Source organism: Emticicia sp. W12TSBA100-4 (genome assembly GCF_040253585.1).
Taxonomy (GTDB): Bacteria; Bacteroidota; Bacteroidia; order Cytophagales; family Spirosomataceae; genus Emticicia.
In genome coordinates, this window is sequence record NZ_JBELAU010000014.1 from 103,662 (window position 1) to 123,324 (window position 19,663).

Annotated in this window: 23 protein-coding genes and 1 tRNA gene; 15 read left to right on the plus strand and 9 right to left on the minus strand. The window is 36.4% G+C overall.

Features of this window, described 5'->3' with window-relative positions:
* Positions 1-142: 142 nt before the first annotated feature.
* The 5 genes from ABR854_RS20410 to ABR854_RS20430 all read right to left on the minus strand — a co-directional run bounded on the left by ABR854_RS20410 (position 143) and on the right by ABR854_RS20430 (position 2,123).
* The gene (locus ABR854_RS20410) at positions 143-865 is read right to left on the minus strand and encodes an SP85-like N-terminal domain-containing protein (protein ID WP_350267705.1); all 723 of its coding nucleotides are present in this window, start codon (positions 863-865) and stop codon (positions 143-145) included.
* A 98-nt stretch (positions 866-963) separates the two neighbouring features.
* Entirely contained in the window at positions 964-1,323 is a 360-nt protein-coding gene (locus ABR854_RS20415) for a DDE-type integrase/transposase/recombinase (RefSeq protein ID WP_350267706.1), read from the minus strand.
* A 57-nt stretch (positions 1,324-1,380) separates the two neighbouring features.
* Complete coding sequence (locus tag ABR854_RS20420) at positions 1,381-1,653, minus strand: hypothetical protein (protein ID WP_350267707.1); 273 nt, start codon at positions 1,651-1,653, stop codon at positions 1,381-1,383.
* Positions 1,635-1,784, minus strand: coding sequence for a transposase (locus ABR854_RS20425; protein ID WP_350267708.1), 150 nt, complete (start codon positions 1,782-1,784; stop codon positions 1,635-1,637). Before ABR854_RS20425 ends, ABR854_RS20420 begins: the two co-directional genes overlap by 19 nt.
* Positions 1,785-2,049: 265 nt before the next feature.
* Positions 2,050-2,123 (minus strand) — tRNA-Ile (locus tag ABR854_RS20430).
* 175 nt (positions 2,124-2,298) lie between these two features.
* On the opposite strand from ABR854_RS20430, the gene ABR854_RS20435 reads away from it, so the two are divergent.
* The 5 genes from ABR854_RS20435 (at position 2,299) to ABR854_RS20455 (ending at position 7,766) form a co-directional block, all read left to right on the plus strand.
* Entirely contained in the window at positions 2,299-3,531 is a 1,233-nt protein-coding gene (locus ABR854_RS20435; RefSeq protein WP_350267709.1) for an HD domain-containing protein, read from the plus strand.
* A gap of 153 nt (positions 3,532-3,684) precedes the next feature.
* Positions 3,685-4,737, plus strand: a complete 1,053-nt coding sequence (gene lpxD / locus ABR854_RS20440) for a UDP-3-O-(3-hydroxymyristoyl)glucosamine N-acyltransferase (RefSeq protein WP_350267780.1) — start codon at positions 3,685-3,687, stop codon at positions 4,735-4,737.
* Positions 4,738-4,809: 72 nt separating this feature from the next.
* The gene (locus tag ABR854_RS20445; protein ID WP_305952890.1) at positions 4,810-6,201 is read left to right on the plus strand and encodes a bifunctional UDP-3-O-[3-hydroxymyristoyl] N-acetylglucosamine deacetylase/3-hydroxyacyl-ACP dehydratase; all 1,392 of its coding nucleotides are present in this window, start codon (positions 4,810-4,812) and stop codon (positions 6,199-6,201) included.
* 105 nt (positions 6,202-6,306) lie between these two features.
* Positions 6,307-7,101 (plus strand): acyl-ACP--UDP-N-acetylglucosamine O-acyltransferase, encoded by a 795-nt coding sequence (gene lpxA, locus ABR854_RS20450; RefSeq protein ID WP_305952891.1) that lies wholly within the window; start codon positions 6,307-6,309, stop codon positions 7,099-7,101.
* A 47-nt stretch (positions 7,102-7,148) separates the two neighbouring features.
* On the plus strand, positions 7,149-7,766 hold the full coding sequence (locus ABR854_RS20455; RefSeq protein WP_350267711.1) for an ABC transporter ATP-binding protein: 618 nt from the start codon (positions 7,149-7,151) through the stop codon (positions 7,764-7,766).
* Between the two features lie 32 nt (positions 7,767-7,798).
* Here the strand turns inward: ABR854_RS20455 and ABR854_RS20460 are convergent, their stop codons facing one another.
* A complete protein-coding gene (locus tag ABR854_RS20460) occupies positions 7,799-8,533 on the minus strand; it encodes a class I SAM-dependent methyltransferase (RefSeq protein WP_350267712.1) in 735 nt (244 codons plus the stop codon).
* A 66-nt stretch (positions 8,534-8,599) separates the two neighbouring features.
* Between ABR854_RS20460 and ABR854_RS20465 the strand changes: the two genes are divergently transcribed.
* The gene (locus tag ABR854_RS20465) at positions 8,600-9,205 is read left to right on the plus strand and encodes a Uma2 family endonuclease (RefSeq protein WP_350267713.1); all 606 of its coding nucleotides are present in this window, start codon (positions 8,600-8,602) and stop codon (positions 9,203-9,205) included.
* Here the strand turns inward: ABR854_RS20465 and queG are convergent.
* Genes queG through lpxK form a run of 3 tightly spaced genes read right to left on the minus strand, consistent with a single transcriptional unit; the run spans position 9,197 to position 12,301 of the window.
* A complete protein-coding gene (queG, locus tag ABR854_RS20470; protein WP_350267714.1) occupies positions 9,197-10,135 on the minus strand; it encodes a tRNA epoxyqueuosine(34) reductase QueG in 939 nt (312 codons plus the stop codon). The genes ABR854_RS20465 and queG overlap by 9 nt on opposite strands.
* Before the next feature lie 15 nt (positions 10,136-10,150).
* A complete protein-coding gene (locus ABR854_RS20475; RefSeq protein ID WP_350267715.1) occupies positions 10,151-11,236 on the minus strand; it encodes a Tudor-knot domain-containing protein in 1,086 nt (361 codons plus the stop codon).
* Positions 11,237-11,242: 6 nt separating this feature from the next.
* Positions 11,243-12,301, minus strand: coding sequence for a tetraacyldisaccharide 4'-kinase (lpxK, locus tag ABR854_RS20480; protein WP_350267716.1), 1,059 nt, complete (start codon positions 12,299-12,301; stop codon positions 11,243-11,245).
* A 126-nt stretch (positions 12,302-12,427) separates the two neighbouring features.
* Between lpxK and menC the strand changes: the two genes are divergently transcribed.
* The 9 genes from menC (at position 12,428) to ABR854_RS20525 (ending at position 19,643) form a co-directional block, all read left to right on the plus strand.
* A complete protein-coding gene (menC, locus tag ABR854_RS20485) occupies positions 12,428-13,519 on the plus strand; it encodes an o-succinylbenzoate synthase (protein ID WP_350267717.1) in 1,092 nt (363 codons plus the stop codon).
* Between the two features lie 112 nt (positions 13,520-13,631).
* On the plus strand, positions 13,632-14,309 hold the full coding sequence (locus tag ABR854_RS20490; RefSeq protein ID WP_350267718.1) for a Crp/Fnr family transcriptional regulator: 678 nt from the start codon (positions 13,632-13,634) through the stop codon (positions 14,307-14,309).
* A gap of 112 nt (positions 14,310-14,421) precedes the next feature.
* Positions 14,422-14,898 carry a DM13 domain-containing protein gene (locus ABR854_RS20495; protein ID WP_350267720.1) on the plus strand — a complete coding sequence of 159 codons (477 nt, stop codon included), beginning with the start codon at positions 14,422-14,424 and terminating at the stop codon, positions 14,896-14,898.
* 62 nt (positions 14,899-14,960) lie between these two features.
* Positions 14,961-15,671 carry a hypothetical protein gene (locus ABR854_RS20500; RefSeq protein ID WP_350267721.1) on the plus strand — a complete coding sequence of 237 codons (711 nt, stop codon included), beginning with the start codon at positions 14,961-14,963 and terminating at the stop codon, positions 15,669-15,671.
* A gap of 3 nt (positions 15,672-15,674) precedes the next feature.
* Positions 15,675-16,226: a YceI family protein gene (locus ABR854_RS20505; protein WP_350267722.1), complete on the plus strand. Its 552-nt coding sequence runs from the start codon at positions 15,675-15,677 to the stop codon at positions 16,224-16,226.
* Positions 16,223-16,723, plus strand: coding sequence for a hypothetical protein (locus ABR854_RS20510; protein ID WP_350267723.1), 501 nt, complete (start codon positions 16,223-16,225; stop codon positions 16,721-16,723). Before ABR854_RS20505 ends, ABR854_RS20510 begins: the two co-directional genes overlap by 4 nt.
* Positions 16,724-16,891: 168 nt before the next feature.
* The gene (locus ABR854_RS20515; protein WP_350267724.1) at positions 16,892-17,617 is read left to right on the plus strand and encodes an NRDE family protein; all 726 of its coding nucleotides are present in this window, start codon (positions 16,892-16,894) and stop codon (positions 17,615-17,617) included.
* Between the two features lie 116 nt (positions 17,618-17,733).
* The gene (locus ABR854_RS20520; protein WP_350267725.1) at positions 17,734-18,810 is read left to right on the plus strand and encodes a type III polyketide synthase; all 1,077 of its coding nucleotides are present in this window, start codon (positions 17,734-17,736) and stop codon (positions 18,808-18,810) included.
* On the plus strand, positions 18,807-19,643 hold the full coding sequence (locus ABR854_RS20525; protein WP_350267726.1) for a methyltransferase domain-containing protein: 837 nt from the start codon (positions 18,807-18,809) through the stop codon (positions 19,641-19,643). Before ABR854_RS20520 ends, ABR854_RS20525 begins: the two co-directional genes overlap by 4 nt.
* The last annotated feature ends 20 nt before the right edge of the window (positions 19,644-19,663 follow it).

Genomic DNA, 19,663 nt, shown 5'->3' on the forward strand with positions numbered 1-19,663 from the left:
AGAACCAAATTTTATTTGATAATAAGATTAACTAACGAAAATTGGAACTATTCAAAACTCTTGAGTTATTCAAGTCTGATAATGTTCAAATAAAGAGGCCTAAAAAAAATATACCTTTAGGCATTTACTAATTGCAGGTCCACTAATTATTTTTCATAATTGTAAAAGGTACACAAATAGGCTTCTTACAACATTCATAAGGTGCCAGAGATATTTGTAAATCACCTTTGATTGTTGCAGTTCCACCATGTGTGTTTGCATTATCAAACCACAGACCAGTACCTAAAGTTGGTTGCCACGTATTTGCCCCTTGACCAATTTGAAAGGTATGACCATTACTCTGGGGCGAATTAAACTCAAATAATTGTCCTGCGTTTGCATTTTTACCAGTGAGCCTCATTAAAAAACGGTTATAAAACACCCATCCTTCAGTGTTTGTACTTGCACAATAATTTTGAGCAGGTGTCAAGCCAACTTCAGGTATATTGATACTTTTTACAGACCCAGACATTTCAATCAGATACTCTTTCGTTATATCTGATTTCATCACTACTGTTAGTTCCAACCTAAAAGTTCCATCAGTGTATTCAACCAAAATCGGTTTAGAGTTAGGTTTTAAAATGTAATATCCAGTACTAACATCTTGCCCTTCAATTGAAAACACGAATCCATTTATATTGGGGTCAGAACATAAAAATTGGGGGCTACTAATGTTATAACTTTTTAGAACATTAGCAGCACATGGGTCTATTTCTCTAATAATTTTGTTCGTATTTGCAAAAGACAGTTCTGCTAAGATGGCAAAATACAGAAATAGTATTAAATGTATTTTAATAAATTGGGGGATAAGTTTTCTTGATGACATGAACAGTACATTTTAAAGCGTTTATACTCAAATAATACTGTATCAATAAAAAGACCAAAAATTTATTAACAAGGAAAAAATTGGTGACAAATGAACAGTTAGGGTTGTGTGTAGCTTGTGTTTGCTAAAATTTTTGAATCAATGACTGACGTGTACCCTTCGGCTTCCATCGTATTGCTAACCGACCACGCTAAGACTTTTCGTGAAAATAAATCAACAATAGTAATCAAGAACATAAATCCCTTTGTCATTGGAATATAGGTAATATCGGTTGCCCATACCTGATTAGGTCGAATAATTTTCAGCCCTCTTAGCAAATAAGGATAAATTTCATGCTCTTTATTAGATTTTGATGTGTTTGGCTTGCGATAAATCGCTTCTATACCCATTCTTCGCAGTAAACGCCTAACCTTTTTATGATTAATAGTATATCCTATGCTTTGCAAATGAATGGTCAAATAGCGTTTTTAGATATTGCTTATCTAACTCTGCTATCAAGGTCAAATTCAATTCACTCACTGACCAATTGGTTTGTAATAGAGGCTCGAACGGCACACATCTAATAAGTCATCGCATTGATGACTAACACTAATTGATGGATGCTCTCTTTCAACTAACTTAACCCGTGCACACGAGGGTTTCTCTATAACTTTTTTAAGAAATTCTATATCCATTTTCAGACGACCTATCTGCTCATATAAAACCGATACATCTTCTTGTTGCTCTTTTCGTTTATTAACATTCGTACTAAATATTTGGCTTGCTCTCTCTAAAAATGTTGTTTCCACTCTCTAATTTGGTTAGGGTGTAGCTCGTAATTAGCGGCTAACTCTGAAAGCGTTTGAGTTTCTTTGATAGCTTTTATCGCTATTTTTGCCTTAAATTCGGCACCGAAGTTTCTGCGTTTGTTTTTGCTCATAATTCTGTAAATTTAAACAAGTTTGCAATTATCGGAACTGTCTAAATTATGGGGTACAGCACATATTTTGTTGTCCACATCTTTTGAGACAGTTTACCTCAACCAAAAACTACTGAAAATGTATGTGGAAAATTTAGATTATTTATACTTAAAACCAGTAAAACAATCAGGATGTTGTGCATTTTATTGTGCAACAAAAAAAAATAGAGAATTTCAACAAATGAAATTCTCTATATAAGATACTGACTATCAGTTATTTAAGAAGTGGGCCCACCTGGGATCGAACCAGGCACCTACTGATTATGAGTCAGTTGCTCTAACCGAATGAGCTATAGGCCCTAAAACCATTTTATTGATTTCGTGTTGCAAAATTAGGCATTTCTTGATTCACTACAAAATTTTATCCTCATTTTTCTCCTCTTCACAACTAAAATTTTCTTCTTTGTGTTGTTGTAGAGAAGCATCAAAAAATAAAATATTAACTTTGTACACTCGCCAACGCTAATTGAAAAGCATGACCAACAAACGTAAAATATTCAATGACCCTGTCTATGGCTTCGTTAGCGTACCTTCTGATTTAATTTATGATTTAATTGAGCATCCTTTTTTCCAGCGTTTACGTCGTATCAAACAACTGGGCATGGCCGAATACGTCTATCCAGGGGCTTTGCATACTCGCTTTCATCATGCATTGGGGGCAATGCACCTTATGGGGCAAGCCTTGCAAGTTTTGCAAACCAAAGGACACTATTTGCTCGATGTAGAGATTGAGGCGGCACAAATTGCTATTTTATTGCACGATATTGGTCACGGGCCATTTTCACACGTACTCGAATATACAATCTTGAACGATGTGCATCACGAGCATATTTCGGCTTTACTGATGGAGAAACTTAATCAAAAGTTTGGCGGACAACTCGATTTGGCAATTGAAATGTTTAATGGTACTTATCACCGAGAGTTTTTTCATCAACTCATTTCAAGTCAACTTGATATGGACAGAATGGATTATCTCAACCGTGATTGCTTTTTTACAGGTGTTGCCGAAGGCACAATTGGCGTTGACCGCATCATAAAAATGCTCAACGTGGTTGATAATCAATTAGTTGTTGAAGAAAAAGGATTGCTGAGTGTCGAAAACTTTTTGAACGCACGTCGGTTAATGTATTGGCAAGTATATTTGCATAAAACCTCAATTTGTACCGAAGCGATGCTCATTCAGATTATCGGTCGGGCCAGAGAATTAATAAAATCAGGGGAAACTTTATTTATTACACCATCATTTTCGTTGTTTTTGAAAGAAGATATTTCGCTTGAATCTTTTGATAATGATGAAAAATATCTAAAAGCATTTACCGAAATTGATGATTATGATATTTGGGCGTGTATAAAAACTTGGCAGCACCATTCCGACAAAATTTTATCGACAATCTGTAAAGATTTACTAAATCGAAATTTGTACAAAGTCAAGATTTCTAATTTCCCGATTGAGGCATCATTTATCGAAAATATTAAAGAATCATTACTCGAAAAAGGTATTGCCGAAAACGAGCTAAGATATTTTATTACTGAAGGCGATGTAAGCAACAAAGGCTATGTTTCGGGCGATGAAACAATCAATATCCTTACAAAAAACCGAAATGTAGTAGATATTGCCGATGCTTCTGACTTACCGACTATCAAGGCATTGAGCAACATCGTGAAAAAATACTATGTATGTTGGGGCAAAAACGTATCTTTGCAATGATTTTGCGACAATAAGATAGCTTTTTGTATTATTTAAAGATTATTTTTAAATAAAATTATTGAATTCGGATATATAAATAGTCTGTACAACTAAATGGAAAAGTACTAACGCAAAACTTCAGCAAGAATATCAGCTTGCACAACACCAAACATGATGAAATTTACGGTTAAGCAAATAGCACACCTACTGAATGGTGAAGTAAAAGGAGACGAAAGCCTCACTATCAGTCAGTTAGCCAAAATTGAAGAAGGTACTACGGGCGATATTTCTTTTCTCGCCAATGAAAAGTACGAACCTTTTCTCTACACAACCAATGCAACGGCCGTAATAGTAGGCCAAAACTTTGAACCTCGCAAAGCTTATACCACTACACTTATACTTGTTGAAAATCCATATACAGCCTTTACGCAACTTTTAGAAGAATATCAGAAAATGCTGGATGCTTCTAAAATGGGTATCGAGCAGCCTTCTTTTGTGGGCGAAGGAACTTCTGTTGGTGAAAGCATCTATCAAGGAGCATTTTCGTATATTGGCAAAAACTGCAAAATTGGTAAAAATGTAAAAATTTACCCACAAGCATATATCAGTGATAATGTAAGCATCGGCGACAATACGATTATTTATGCTGGTGTAAAAATATATGCCAATTGTGTGATCGGAAACAACTGCGTAATTCATTCTGGAGCTGTCATTGGCAGCGATGGTTTTGGTTTTGCTCCGCAAGCCGATGGAACTTACAAGACAATTCCACAGTTGGGAAATGTAATACTCGAAGATAATGTGAGCATTGGCTCAAACTCAACCATTGATTGTGCCACGATGGGATCAACGATTATTCGTAAAGGAGCAAAAATTGATAATTTGGTACAAATTGCTCATAATGTAGAAATTGGAGAAAACACCGTAATTGCCGCTCAAACTGGCGTGGCAGGTTCGACCAAAATCGGAAAAAATTGTGTGTTAGGAGGCCAAGTGGGTGTCAATGGACATATTACTATAGCCGATGGAACAAAAGCAGGAGGTAAAGCAGGTCTTACAAAAAGTGTCAAGAAAGCAGGAACCTCACTCAACGGCAATCCAGCCTTCGATGCAACCGAATACTTGCGTTCGATGGCAGTTTTACGCAAACTGCCTGCCCTCGAAAAACAAATAAAAGCCCTCGAAGAACAACTCTTAGAGCTGAATCAACAAGGTGTTTTAGCATAAAATCAAAATATAAGCAATTCCTCTATTCGATATAACAAATACATTTGCCTAAGAAAATAAGTAGAATTTACAATGAATGTTAAACAACAAACCCTCAAAAAAGTAGTATCAATCACAGGTGTAGGTTTACACACTGGCGAAAAAGTAACCATGCTCTTACAACCTGCAGCGGTCAATCACGGATATAAATTCCAAAGAATTGACTTGCCGAATAAGCCGATTGTAGAAGCCGACGTTGATTACGTTGTTGATACTTCAAGGGGTACGGTCTTGGAAAAAGAGGGTGTAAGAATACATACCACTGAACATATTTTATCGGCATTGGTTGGCCTTCAGATCGATAATGTTTTAATTCAACTCGACGGTCCAGAAATTCCAATTGTTGATGGAAGTGCCATTCAATTTGTAGATTTAATCGAAGAATCTGGCATTGAAGAGCAACACGCTTTACGTAATTACTACGAAATCGAAGAAGCGATTCATTTCCGCAACGACGACCAAAGCATCGAATTGGCGGCTCTGCCACTCAATGACTATCGCCTAACGGTAATGGTTGACTATAATTCAACGGTTTTGCACAGTCAGCATGCTCAATTGCACGATATTAGTCTTTTCAAGCAAGAAATTGCTCCTTGTCGTACATTTGTTTTCTTGCATGAACTCGAAGCACTTTTCAAAGCAGGTTTAATCAAAGGCGGAAATATTGATAATGCCGTAGTAATTGTTGACCGTGAAATTTCAGAAGAAGAAGTCGAAAACTTAGCAACATTACTCAATAAAGAAAAAATCAGCGTTGGAAAAACTGGCATTTTAAATGATATGCCATTACGTTTTCCTAATGAACCAGCTCGCCACAAATTGCTTGATGTTATGGGCGATTTGGCCTTGATTGGTCGCCCATTGAAAGCACATATTTTGGCAGCACGCCCTGGACACACGCCAAACGTGGCTTTGGCTAAAAAAATAAAAAAACAAATAGCGGATTCAGCAAAAAGTACACCGCAATACGATCCAAATACGCCGCCTGTATTTAATGTTAGCGATATTGCTCGCCTCTTACCCCACCGTTATCCGTTTGCTCTCGTAGATAAGATTGTTTACCTCGATGGAAATACGGTAGTTGGAGTGAAAAATATTACAATGAACGAACCGCAATTTACAGGTCACTTCCCTGACAATCCAGTCATGCCAGGAGTACTCCAAATTGAGGCGATTGCACAAACAGGCGGTGTTTTAGTACTTACCTCAACGGGCGACCCAGAAGCCTATTGGCCATATTTGGTTGGAATTGACAATTGTAGATTCTACCGCAATGTTTTACCAGGCGATACGTTAATTATCAGATGTAATCTTCTTGCTCCTATCAGACTCGGTGTAGCAAAAATGCACGGAGAAGCATGGGTTGGCAAAACCCTCGTCTGTGACGTTAATATGACCGCCCGATTAGTAAAAAAAGCAAAATAATACACAAGATAAAAGTGCTGAATTCTGAGTTCTGAGTTCTGAGTTTTTTAAATACTCACAACAAATAACTAAGAATTCAGAACTCAGAACTCAGAACTCTATCAAATGAATCAACCGTTGGCGTATATACACCCCGATGCAAAAGTTGCACAAAACGTTGTCATAGAACCGTTTGCTGTAATCCACAAAGACGTAGAAATTGGCGAAGGAACTTGGATAGGTTCGCACGCTATCATTATGGAAGGTGCCAGAATTGGCAAAAACTGTAAGATTTTTCCAGGAGCTGTCATCTCAGCCGTTCCGCAGGATTTGAAATTTAAAGGCGAAAACACTGTAACTATCATTGGCGATAACACCACTATTCGTGAGTGCGTAACCGTCAATCGTGGTACTGTAGATAAACACCGTACAGAAATCGGAGCAAACTGCCTAATTATGGCTTATGCTCATATTGCTCACGACTGTATCGTCGGAAACAATGTAATTTTAGCCAACTGTGTGCAACTGGCAGGACATATTACTGTTGGCGATTTTGCTAATATCGGTGGTTTGTCGGCAGTTCAGCAATTTGTTAAAATTGGAAAACATACTTATATCGGAGGTTGTTCACAAATCCGTAAAGATGTTCCGCCATTCATTAAAGCTGCTCGTGAACCTCTTTCTTATGCTGGAATCAACTCAGTTGGTTTACGTAGAAGAGGTTATTCTGACGAAAAAATAGCAGAAATACAAAGTATTTATCGTTCGATTTACTTACGTGGATTAAATAATACTGATGCAATCACGCAAGTAGAATTAGATTTCCCTGCTACTCCAGAGCGTGATGATATTTTGAATTTTATATCAAATTCAGAGCGAGGAATCATCAAAAGTCCAGTTAAAAAAGGAGCGGAAGAATAATCCCCTACCAGTAACGACTGACCGCCCTAAAGGGGGAGTTTTGTTAGATGAATATACTATTAGAAAATCTTGGTAAGAAATTTCGTAAAGAATGGATTTTCCGAAATGTCAATTTAAGTTTCGAGGCAGGTAAAAACTATACCTTCGTCGGACCAAATGGCAGCGGAAAATCTACTCTTTTGCAGGTTTTGATTGGCATTATGCCTCATACCGAAGGAAAAATTTCGTATAACAATATTAATCAAGAAGTTTCGATTGATGATATTTATAAAAAAATCGTAATCGCTGCACCTTATCTCGAATTGGTAGAGGAATTTACGTTGCTCGAATCGGTTGAATTTCACCAAAAATTCAAACCTTTCAAAGATAATCTTTCTGCTGCCGAACTCATCGAAAAAATACAGCTTGCACCGCATAAAGATAAAATTGTCAAGAATTTTTCGTCGGGAATGAAGCAACGCCTTAAACTCGGTTTAGCGTTTTATTCTGAAGCTCCAATCATTCTGCTCGACGAACCAACTTCAAATCTTGATGCTCAGGGAACGGCTTGGTATCTCGAACAAATCGAAAAACATACAACTGACCGATTGCTGATTATATGCTCGAATCAGCCAAATGAGTATGCTTTCTGCAATAATATTGTTGATATTAGAGATTATAAGTAGTCCACGGTCGATAGTCAACAGAATTTTATTCCTCAAATTCTTCCAACTTTTGTAAATAACGGAAATTCGACTCGTTGTTTTTCTTTCCAATATTCTCTTAATTTATCAATTACTTCTCCGACAGGATTTTTACCATTCTTCTTGATGTAATGCTGAATTGAAGACCAAGAATTAAAATATCCCTCCGCCATTTCGAGCGTCCAACGATATTCATTTGTAAAATGCGGGCATTCGATTTTCTCAAACGGAAACGGCACACTTTCGAGTCGATTATCTAAATGTTTTCTCTCAGCATCCCAATATGGACCAGTGACATTCCAATAAAAATCCTGCAAAATCTCATCAATTATTCCTTCAAAACGAGGCATAGAGTAGCCAATTACAAACAAAACAGCCCCAGACTTTGCCACTCGATTGACTTCGGCATAAAATTTTTCAAAATCAAACCAATGAATGGCTTGAGCAACCGTAATCAAATCAAAAGTATTATCAGCAAACAAAGTTTCTTCAGCTTTTGCTATCGAATAAACTATATTTTCAGCTTGAAAAGCATTATCTAATTGCTTTTGGCTGATGTCGGTGGCATAAACTTTCTCAAAAGTTTTGGCGAGTTCTCTTGCCATTTGGCCATTGCCTGTGGCACAATCCCAGACAGTATTTTTGTTTTTTACTACCTCATTCAAATAATCAAAAACCACTTTGGGATACGTTGGACGAAACTGTGCATAAATGCTCGCTTGCTTAGAAAAATTGTCTTTTGCCATCATCTTTCACTTTAAATTGTATTGCAAATTATTCATAAATTGTTTTACTTTCGTAAAAAAAACAAGAATATGGTAAAGCCAGTAGAAGAAAAAATCAAAACCCGAACACGAAAAATCCCTGCAAAATATATTAGGGAAGTAGTAAATGGTAAACCTTACTACTACAAAGGCTACAAAAGTGTAATGAATGGTACTAAACAAATCGAAGAAATTATGGGGAGCAGCTCTTTGCAATCATTTTTGGTTGCTTTTATTTCAGGTATTTTATTTTCAAAAATAAATAGAAAAAAATATTCACTCACTACCAACGAAACAGGACTTCATTTAGGAACTAAGAATAATCTTGCAACCGATATTGGCATTTTTTTAAAAGAAAAAGTAGTTTTGAATGATAAATACTTTGAAATAGCTCCCGAAATTGCCATAGAAGTTGATGTAAAAATTGAAACTGATAAAGATTTAGATTATGTTTTTTCAAAATCAGATGAAATGATGAATTTTGGTACTGAAAGAATCCTTTGGGTACTTACCAAACACAAGAAAATATTTGTGTTTTCAAAAAATGAAACGACACAAATTTTAGACTGGAATAAAGATGTTGTAGTGATGGAAGGTGTAGTTTTAAATTTACATGATTTACTCGAAGAAGAAGACGTAAATCACCTATTAGCTTAGCTTCACAAATTCAATATTTCGCTTCAAACCCTCCAATTTTGTGCGTTTAACGGCACTTCTTCTAAAAACCTCTTGAAAAACCTCCTGTGAAATTTCTTCCCAATCGGTTTTTGTAAATTGCTCCAAATGAGAGTGTTGTTTAAAATCTGGGGTTTGCGTTGGTCGAGAAAAACGATTCCATGGACAAACATCTTGACAAATATCACAACCAAAAATCCAATTTTCAAATTTCCCTTTTACTTCTTCGGGAATGGCTTCTTTGAGTTCAATCGTAAAATAAGAAATACATTTCGAGCCATCAACCACGTAAGGCTGCGTAATGGCATCGGTTGGACAGGCATCTACGCAACGGGTACAAGTTCCACAATAATCTTTCATTCCAACATCGGCTTGAAGCTCTAAATCACAAATGATTTCTCCAATGAAGAAAAAACTCCCGATTTCTCTCGTAATCAGATTTGTGTGTTTACCAACCCAGCCGATTCCACTCTTTTTTGCCCAAACTTTATCCATCACAGGAGCAGAATCTACAAATACTCGACCGTTTACCTCACCGATTTCTTCCGAAATATAGGTCATCAAATCTTTGAGTTTATCTTTCAGCACAAAATGATAATCTGTGCCGTAAGCATATTTTGAGATTTTATAATTATCATCGTTTTCGGGTAAAGTTTGTTCAGGAAAGTAGTTTAGAATGACTGTAATAACTGATTTTGCTCCATCAACTAATTTACGTGGGTCAAGGCGTTTATCAAAATGATTGGCCATATAGGCCATTTTTCCGTGATAATTTAGGTTGAGCCATTTTTCTAAACGTGGGGCCTCTTCCTCCAAAAATTCAGCATTCGATATACCGCAAGCATCAAAGCCTAATTCATCGGCTTTTAATTTGATGAGTTGAGAAAACTTTTGTTGAAGCAGTAGCTGCATATTTTAAAAAAATTATTACTTTTTAATATTAGTTGGTGCTACCCATTCATCCCACTCATTATCATATTCAGTGTAATGAATATAATGCAGGCACGAAAATTTCTTCAAAACCTTTGCTGGATACCATTTTTCATCACTTGAACTATACACTTTTACAGATGCCCCAATCGGGAAATCACTGGCACACTTAAAAGGCTTCACTCTTGAAGGCTCAACAATATCAACTTCGTTGTTAGTATAGCTATAAAACCTGACTTTTAGTTTGTTATCTACTTCTACGCCTTCAATAAATCCAAGCCAATCGGTTCCGTCATAATCTACCATCACTCTCTCGCCAATTCTATTATTTTTCTTGGCTTTTATTCCGCTACTCAAAGTCCAGTTTTTCATACTTGCGGGAATAAAATAGGATGCTTTTTGACCTTCAACAACTGCCATTTCAGCATCAATATATTGCGATAATTCTTCAAGTTGAATTACCCCATTATTATCGGTATCAACAAAATTTCGGCCTTCGAGGGCATATAATAAAGCATTTGAAAAAGTCCAGTTTCCAGTCGAAACATTGGTTGGCACAACTGAGTTGAGAGCAGCGTAATTTCGGACTTTATATTTCTGAACTTCCTTAGCCAAACCACCCGAATTACAACAATCAGCAGTAAACAATGCGGTGTTTCCAGCAAAATTTTCGTTTACAGTCTTCACAATTTCTTCGGCAGTCCAATCTGCACCTTTGTAATTGGCAAAACAGACCTTTCCACCATCATTTTTATAGCCGTGTCCACAATAATAAAAGAACAAAATATCGCCTTTCTTGGCTTGTTTCAGAAAAGATGAAAATGCCTCTCTGGCAGCATTTGTGGTAGCATTTTGGTCTTTTATATAAAGCATCTGGTTAGCTGGCACACCTTGTTTTTCAAAGAATTTCATAATTTTGGCATCAACTCTACCTCTTTTATCAAACGATGCAAAAGTCTTGGCATCTGCCCATTCTAAGACTCCGACCATAAAAACCCATGTTCGTTTATAGTCCAATTTTTCTTGAGAAATTCCTTTTAAGCTCAATATCGTAAGTATAAATAATAGGACTTTTTCTTTCATTATCGGCTATTTACTTGGTAAAATGAATGTATTTATTTCAGCATTTATTAACGCATCAAACGCAGTTTTATTTTCAATCTCAATTTCGATAGGCACATAAAAAAAACGTTTTATCTCGTTCTCCGAAAGTTGTGGTTTTAGCTTTACCATATCTTTTTCAGTAGTAATTATTTGTAAGCTTTCGTTGCTTTCTCCCAAAACTTTATCAATATCTTTTCTCGAGAAGGCATGATGGTCAGGAAAATCAAAGTTTTTTTCAATTTTTAAAGGCTTATCTGAAAGATATTTTATAAAAGCTTCGGGTTTAGCGATAGCCGTCAAAACTCCAATATTTTTTGTAGCATCAAAATTGTTTTTTGAAGCATAAGAAGTAATTTCTTGATAACTAATTTTCGAAAAAAACACGGAAACTTCCGCTTTTGTGTAAGCCCAAACTTCTCTCCGAATATTTTCTTTTTCTTGCTCAGTAATCTGTCGTGGGCATTTGGTGATAATAACCACATCGGCACGTTTGGCACTTTGCCGAATATCTCGCAGCCGACCAAAAGGCACTAAACTATCTTCATAAAATGTCTTATTATAATCTGAAAGTAAAAGATTTAAATGTGGAGCAATTTTGCGATGTTGAAAGGCATCATCCAAAATAACTATCTGATTATCTGCAAACTTTTTTTGTATTTCGTCAACCCCTTCTACCCTATTTTCACAGACAACTACATTTATTTTATCCTTAAACTTCAGATAATACTGCATCGGTTCGTCGCCAATCGTTTGGGCAGTTGCTTGTTCATCAGCCAATAAAAAACCTTTTGTTTTTCGGCCATAACCTCGGCTCAATGTACTTACTTTATATTTATCGCTCAAAAGTCTGACTAAATATTCTACGTGTGGGGTTTTACCAGTTCCACCCAAACTCAGATTCCCGACATTGATTGTCAGTACTTTAGGCGAAATTGATTTTATAAAACCTGCATCAAACAACCAATTACGTAAGAAAATTACGGCATAATAAAGCCCATATAACGGAAAAAGTATTATTTTTAGCAGATAGAAAATAACCTTCATTTGGTTCGATTTTTGTAGATTTATCCATTCTTTCAAGAGCAAACTGCTCGAAAAGCATATAAATCGCCGATTTGTGTCATAAAAAACAAAAGTTTCTGTACTTTTGCCAAAATTAAGCATTTTTCAATGGGTCTGAAAGTCAAATGGTTGAAGCACACTTTAAAGTTCAAGTTTGAGGCCGGAACTTCACGTGGTGTCTATACCGAGAAAGATACTTTTTTCTTGAAAATCTTCGATTCTGAAAACCCGTCGGTTTTTGGCTTAGGAGAAGCTGCCCCATTGAAAGGACTTAGTATTGACGACTTCCCAAATTTCGAGCAAATTCTACAAGAAATCTGCGATACCTTCAATAATCTCGACCTTGAGGTTTTTGAATGGAATATCAATATTATTCTTTCGCAACTCATCGACGACCGTCTGCCTTCTATCAAATTTGGTTTTGAAACAGCCCTACTCGATGTAATGAATGGCGGACGAAGAATTATTTTTGAGAATGATTTCTCGAAAAGTCAGAAAGCAATTAATATCAATGGACTTGTATGGATGGGAAGCAAAGAATTTATGACTGCCCAAGTCGATGAAAAACTGGCGGCAGGCTTCGATACCATCAAGATGAAAGTTGGGGCAATAAATTTTACGGAAGAATTAGAAATTCTGGCCAGTATTCGTCAACAATTTTCGGCCGAACAGATCACACTTAGGATTGATGCGAATGGAGCATTTTCCCCCGAAGAAGCCCCCCAAAAACTCTCACAACTCATTAGTTATCAAATACATAGCATTGAGCAACCAATTAAACAGCATCAGCCTGAAGCAATGGCCGAATTATGCCAAAATAGTTCAATTCCGATTGCACTTGACGAAGAATTGATTGGTGTGAGTGATTACGTACAGAAAATGCAATTGCTCAAAAAACTCAAACCGACTTATATTATTCTGAAACCCACACTTTTGGGTGGTTTGCAGCACTGCCGAGAATGGATTGAGATTGCTTCACGTCTGCACATTGGTTGGTGGATGACATCGGCACTCGAATCGAACGTTGGTTTGAATGCCATCTCTCAATTTACGGCTGAATACAAAAACACCCTTCCTCAAGGTTTAGGAACGGGGTCGTTGTATCATAATAATATCGACAGCCCACTTGTGGTAACAAATGGCAAACTGTATTATCAAGCCGATAAGAATTGGGATTTAAGTTTATTCAACGAACTCTAATACTTTAAAACATTTCTTCTCAACAATACTCTTCAGATTTTTATATACATCTTTAACCTTTTAAGTATTTTTCTCGTATTTCAATAAACTAACCTTCAAGCAAGATACTTTTATGAATCTCGAAACAAAATATTGGCATTTACACAACCACAAGTTAATGAATGTTTTGAGTTCGGCCGAACTGAAAGAAATTTGTCTGATTACTAACTTCAAAACTGCAAAAAAAGGCGAAATCATTTACTTTTCGCACGATGAGTCGAGCCGAGTTTATACATTAAAACGAGGAACAATAAAAATTGTAGAAATTGATGCCAAAGGCAACGAAATTGTAAAGGATATTCTCCAAGAAGGAGATTTATTCGGGCAGTTTACATTAACCAACCAAACACTTGATGAATATGCGATTGCTGTCTCTGACTATGTAACTTGTTGTAGTTTCCGAATGGATGATTTTGAAAGTATCATCGAACGAAACCCCGCTTTAGCACTTCGTTATACCAAATGGATGGGTTTTAGACTAAAACGCCTCGAAAATCGTTATGCTAATCTGGTTTTTAAGGATGTGCGAACTCGCCTCATTGAATTCTTAAAAGATTGGGCTTTGAAAGAAGGCACAAACGCCAACGGTGAAGTTATCTTGAAAAATTATCTTACTCATCAAGACATCGCAAGTCTGATTTGTAGTACTCGCCAAACGGTTACATCACTATTCAACGACCTTAAAGAAAAAGGTATTTTAGACTATACCCGAACCGAAATTATTATCAAAAACGCAGCTCTTTTGACTTAGTAATTGTCTCGTTTTCAGACACTTAATATTAACTTGCCAGTTTTGGTCATCCAGCCGACATTTGTTTTTTCGTTGACTTTCTACATTTGTATCAACAAAATAAGAAAGCACTATGAAAAAAATCATTTGTATCTCCGCCCTCATTTTTAGTTTGTCTGCTTGCCAAAAAGAAACCGATTTTTCATCAATCGTGGTCAATATGCCCATGAAAGATACCATTGACCCCGTTAGTACAACGCCTACACCAATCAGCGAAATGACTGACCTTGCAAATCAAACATTGATTTTACAAGGTACATTTACGTCTGCCGTACATACTACAACTGGAAAAGCATCAATTTATCAAGATAAAAACAAGAACTATAACTTGGTATTTGAAAACTTCAAAACAGACCCAGGTCCCGACCTCAGAATCTATTTGGCTGAAGATAAAGTACTAACCAATTTTATTCAAATAACGGATAAAGTAAATACCAACGGTAGTTATGTACTTTCTATTCCCTCTTCAATTGACTTAAAAAAACAAACTACAGTCGTTATTTGGTGCAAAGCATTTTCAGTATTATTTGGCAGTGCCAGCCTAAAATAAAAGTTCAATCTCACAGTTTTCCGATTGTGAGACCCATCATTACATCTCAAAAACTTTTAATTATGAAAAAAATACTTTTTTTAATAGTTATACTCCTAACTATCAACCATTTATCATTTTCTCAGAGCAAAAACCAACGCTATGCTGATGTATCAATTGCGGCAGGAAGCGGATTTTCCCCAGCATTATCCTATAATTATAATTGGGGATTGGGAAAAAAGGGGAAATTCAAAATCGGAACAGGTATTAGATTTACGTATTTCGCCAAAGGTAGAACCGACTTGATTACAGCCCCTGCATCACTCACATCGGGCGAAAAAGGCCCGCAAGTACTTTTTACAGAAAATATCTTGAGTAATTTTGATACGCTCAAAGTATCAAAAATCGGAGCGGGCTATATCAATATACCTATTCATTTGCAGTATAGTTTTAGTCAAAAGTTTGAAGTTGGATTCAATATTGATGCAATCGGAATTAGCTTTGGGAGTAAACAGAGTGGCACATTTTACGCCAGCGATTCACGTAGCCTTAATAAAAGTACCCAAACGGCTAAGCCAACGACATTTAATCTTCTTTTAGTAAGCGATAATGATTTAGGAAGTCTCAACTCCGAACTTTATGCACGCTATTGGGTTAATGATAAAATAGGTATTCGGGCAGGTCTTAGTTTTCAGTTCATTGAATACACAACCGATAAAGTACTAACCTTTGAAAACGACCGATTCCGTACAAAAAATCTTTTACCAATGATAGCAATATCATACAAATTCTAACTTATGAACCGCAAATCAGCTCTTTATATATCACTGATTATCAGCACACTAAGTTTCTATCTTGGAGCTTATGCTCAAAATTGGAAACCAGTAACAGCAGCAATTACATTCAAAATCAAGCATTCACTCGGAGCAACTGCTGAAGGATCATTTAAAGGTTTTGCTGGTTCGATAAATTTCGACCCGATGAATCTGGCAAATGCTTCTATAAAAGCAACGATTGATGTAAAAAGTATCAATACAGGAATTAACCTGAGAGATAATACAATGCGTGGAGAAGATTATTTTGATGCCGAAAAATATCCTCGAATTTCGATGGTTTCGACCAAAATCGAAAAAACTACCAAAGAAAACGAGTACATCGGTTATTTCAATCTGACTATCAGGAATGTCACTAAAAATATAAAATTTCCTTTTATATTTACTCAAACTAACAATCAAGGTATATTTAAAGGCAGTTTTGCTATCAACCGAACTGAGTATAAAGTTGGTGATAAAAGTGCTTTACTCGGCGATACTGCCACTATTTTCATTACCATCAATACGCTACAATGAAAACCTCAGTTTATATAGAAGTTATCAGACAATTGACTGATTTACTCAAGCAACTTTCGCCTAATGAATACACAAAGTCGCTGACCGTACTTAATGGAAGTAGTATCGGGCAGCATACCCGTCATGTCGTGGAATTTTATCAGTGTTTACTCTCAGGTAAAACGAATGGCGTAGTTGATTATGATGCTCGTGAACGAAACTTAGTACTCGAAAACGACCTTTATTTTACGGTAGAAACATTAGAAAGCATCGAAAACAACATCATTTCTATCAAAAAACCTAAGGAAACTATCTTATTATCAGTCGGTTACTGCCTTGAAAGTAAGGACTTTATAGAAACAAATTTCATGAGGGAAATGGTTTACTTGGTCGAACATTCTATTCACCATTATGCTCTTATTCGCATTGGTTTACAGGAAAACTTTCCAAGCATTAATATTCCTAAAAACTTTGGTATTGCCTACTCAACTATTCGTCACCACGAAATGAGTGCGTAAGTTTGTTATTGGTAGATTGGTTGCTGGTAGATTAGTTATTAATAGATTAGTTATTGGGTACTATCAGCCACAAATTCATCAATCAACCAGTAAACCAATACACAAGTAAACTAATAACCAATTCCCCAGTAACCAATAACCAGTTTCCAAATAACCTATACACCAACCATGTGCGTTCTAACCTACATACCAACCAAAAACGACGGTTATATTTTCACCTCAAACCGAGATGAAAGCGTTTTGCGTGAAATAGCCTTGCCTCCTCGAAAATATGAACTCGAAGGACAGTACGTCTTTTTCCCCAAAGACCCAGTAGGTGGTGGAACATGGATTGCTGGTTGTGATAGATTTACACTTTGCCTATTGAATGGTGGACTTGAAAAACATATTCACATACCACCCTATCGCCAAAGCCGAGGGCGTATCATCTTAGATTTTTACGAATATCAAAACTTCGATACTTTCGTCCAAAATTATCAGTTTGATGGTATCGAACCATTCACATTAGTAGTCATCGATAGAAACAAACAACTTTCAATCAATGAGTTACGCTGGACGGGCAGCCAAGTTGTACAAAAAGAAATTGATACTCATATGCCTCATATTTGGTCGTCAGTTACACTTTATTCGCCTGAAATAAGACAAGAACGAGAACAATGGTTTGCGGATTTTTTGCAGAAAAACCCTAACTGCACAGAAGAAGACGTTATAAATTTTCATCATTTCGGAGGTAAAGGCGATATACGAAACGATATAAAGATGAATCGTGAAAACAAATTAAAGACTTTGAGCGTTACACAGTTTAGTATTAGCAACGAACATTTTCTGGTAAAATACCAAGACCTCCAAAAAGAGAAGGATTTCGTATATAGAGTATTCACGGAATGTGTTTAGTTAGCTAAAAGCCGTAAATTTCGGTCAAGCATAAAAACTAACACATGATAAGTAAAATTTACTTATCAAAAACCATCGTCTGTCGTCCGTGGACAATCGACCTTTAATTCTCTTTCATGTCAAAAATAATCGCAATCGGCACCGCTAATCCAGTTCACCGTCATCAGCAAAATGACATCATGCGGTTTATGCTCGATGCCAATAATCCCGACGAAAAAAACAGAAAACTCCTCCCAATTTTATATCATAGAAGCGGTATAGATACTCGTTATTCTGTATTTTCTGACTTTTCGCTGGCTCGTGGCCAGTGGGCTTTCTTTGGCGATAACTGCACGATGCCATCGCTCGAAAAACGCATGGCGTTCTATAACCAAGAAGCTGTAAAGCTTTCTGTTTCAGCTATTGAAGATTGCTTAAAAACTGACAAAAATGCTACCAGTACTCAAGAAATCACTCACTTAATTACGGTAACTTGTACTGGGCTTTCGGCACCCGGTCTTGATATTCAGTTGGTTCAAGCTCTAAATCTTTCGCCCAATATTGTTCGAACTTCGGTCAATTTTATGGGTTGTTACGCCGCACTTCATGCCCTCAAAATAGCCGATGCTTTTTGCAGAGCCGATGCTTCGGCCAAAGTTTTGGTTGTTTGTACCGAACTCTGTACACTTCACTTCCAAAAATCGAATGATGTTGATGCCATTCTTTCGTCCACGCTTTTTGCTGATGGCTCAGCAGCTTGTTTAATAAGTGGAGATAATGAAGCAAGAGGCTTAACTATTAAGCAATTTTACTCGCAAATTGCTCTGAGTGGCCAAGAAGATATGGCTTGGCAATTATCAAGCACAGGTTTTCTGATGACACTCTCAAGCCACGTACCGAAGCTAATCAAGCAAGAAATAAGGCATCTACTCGAAAATTCGCTACAAAAACTTGGTTTAAATACCGAAAATATCACCGATTGGGCAATTCATCCAGGGGGAAAAAATATTCTGGAAGCCGTACAAACCTCACTCGAATTAGACGCTGAAGCTTTGAATGAATCGTATGAAGTTTTGAAAAATTACGGAAATATGTCGTCGCCAACGATTTTATTTGTGTTGAAAAAAATGATGGAATCAACCAAAACAGGCAATATTTTTGCCATAGCTTTCGGGCCTGGCATCACGATGGAAAGTGTAATTTTAGAACGATGAATTTTAATACCCGCTCCTACCAAGCCGAACTCCTTGATAATGAGGATATTCCAACCGAAGACCTCTACCAAAATCTCCGTGAACTTGATTTTATCAATCGGCATCTTGGTGGCCATTCAGTAGTTTTAGATGGAATTAAATATTTCATTTATTTAAAACAAAACATTTATTCAGAAATTAAAAATAATCCCAATAATCCAATATATTCAAATAATACATATACTTCAGAAAATCACATAAATACCAAACAAATAGAAAATACAATTATTTCAGAAATAAATAAATTTTCAAATATTTCTGAAAATTTATTTATTTCTGAAATAGGTAGCGGTGGTGGAGATAATCTAAGGGCAATTGGTCGGTTTTTGAGTAAAAAGAGCATATCTCACCTACTTGGTGGTGTTGATCTAAAAGAAGATTGTGTAAGATTTGCTGAAAAGTTTGAGAATAAAGACTCCAAAATCAAATACGAAATAGCTGACTATCAACTCTCTACGTTTCCTAATGGAAAGCCTGATGTGATTTTTAACTCTTTATTTTGTCATCATTTCCGAGATGAAGATTTGGTAAAAATGCTTCAATGGATGCACAAAAATGCAAAAATTGGCTTTGTCATTGCTGATTTGCACCGTCACCCGTTGGCTTATTATTCAATCAAATGGCTTACGGCTTTGTTTTCTAGGTCGTATTTGGTCAAAAATGATGCTCCACTCTCAGTTTTGCGAGGTTTTACAAGACAAGAATGGAAAATTTTATTGGAAAAAGCTGGCATCAAAAAATATCAAATCAAATGGAGATGGGCTTTTCGGTGGTTGATCTTGGTAGAAAAATAGGAAGGATTTTATAATTAAAT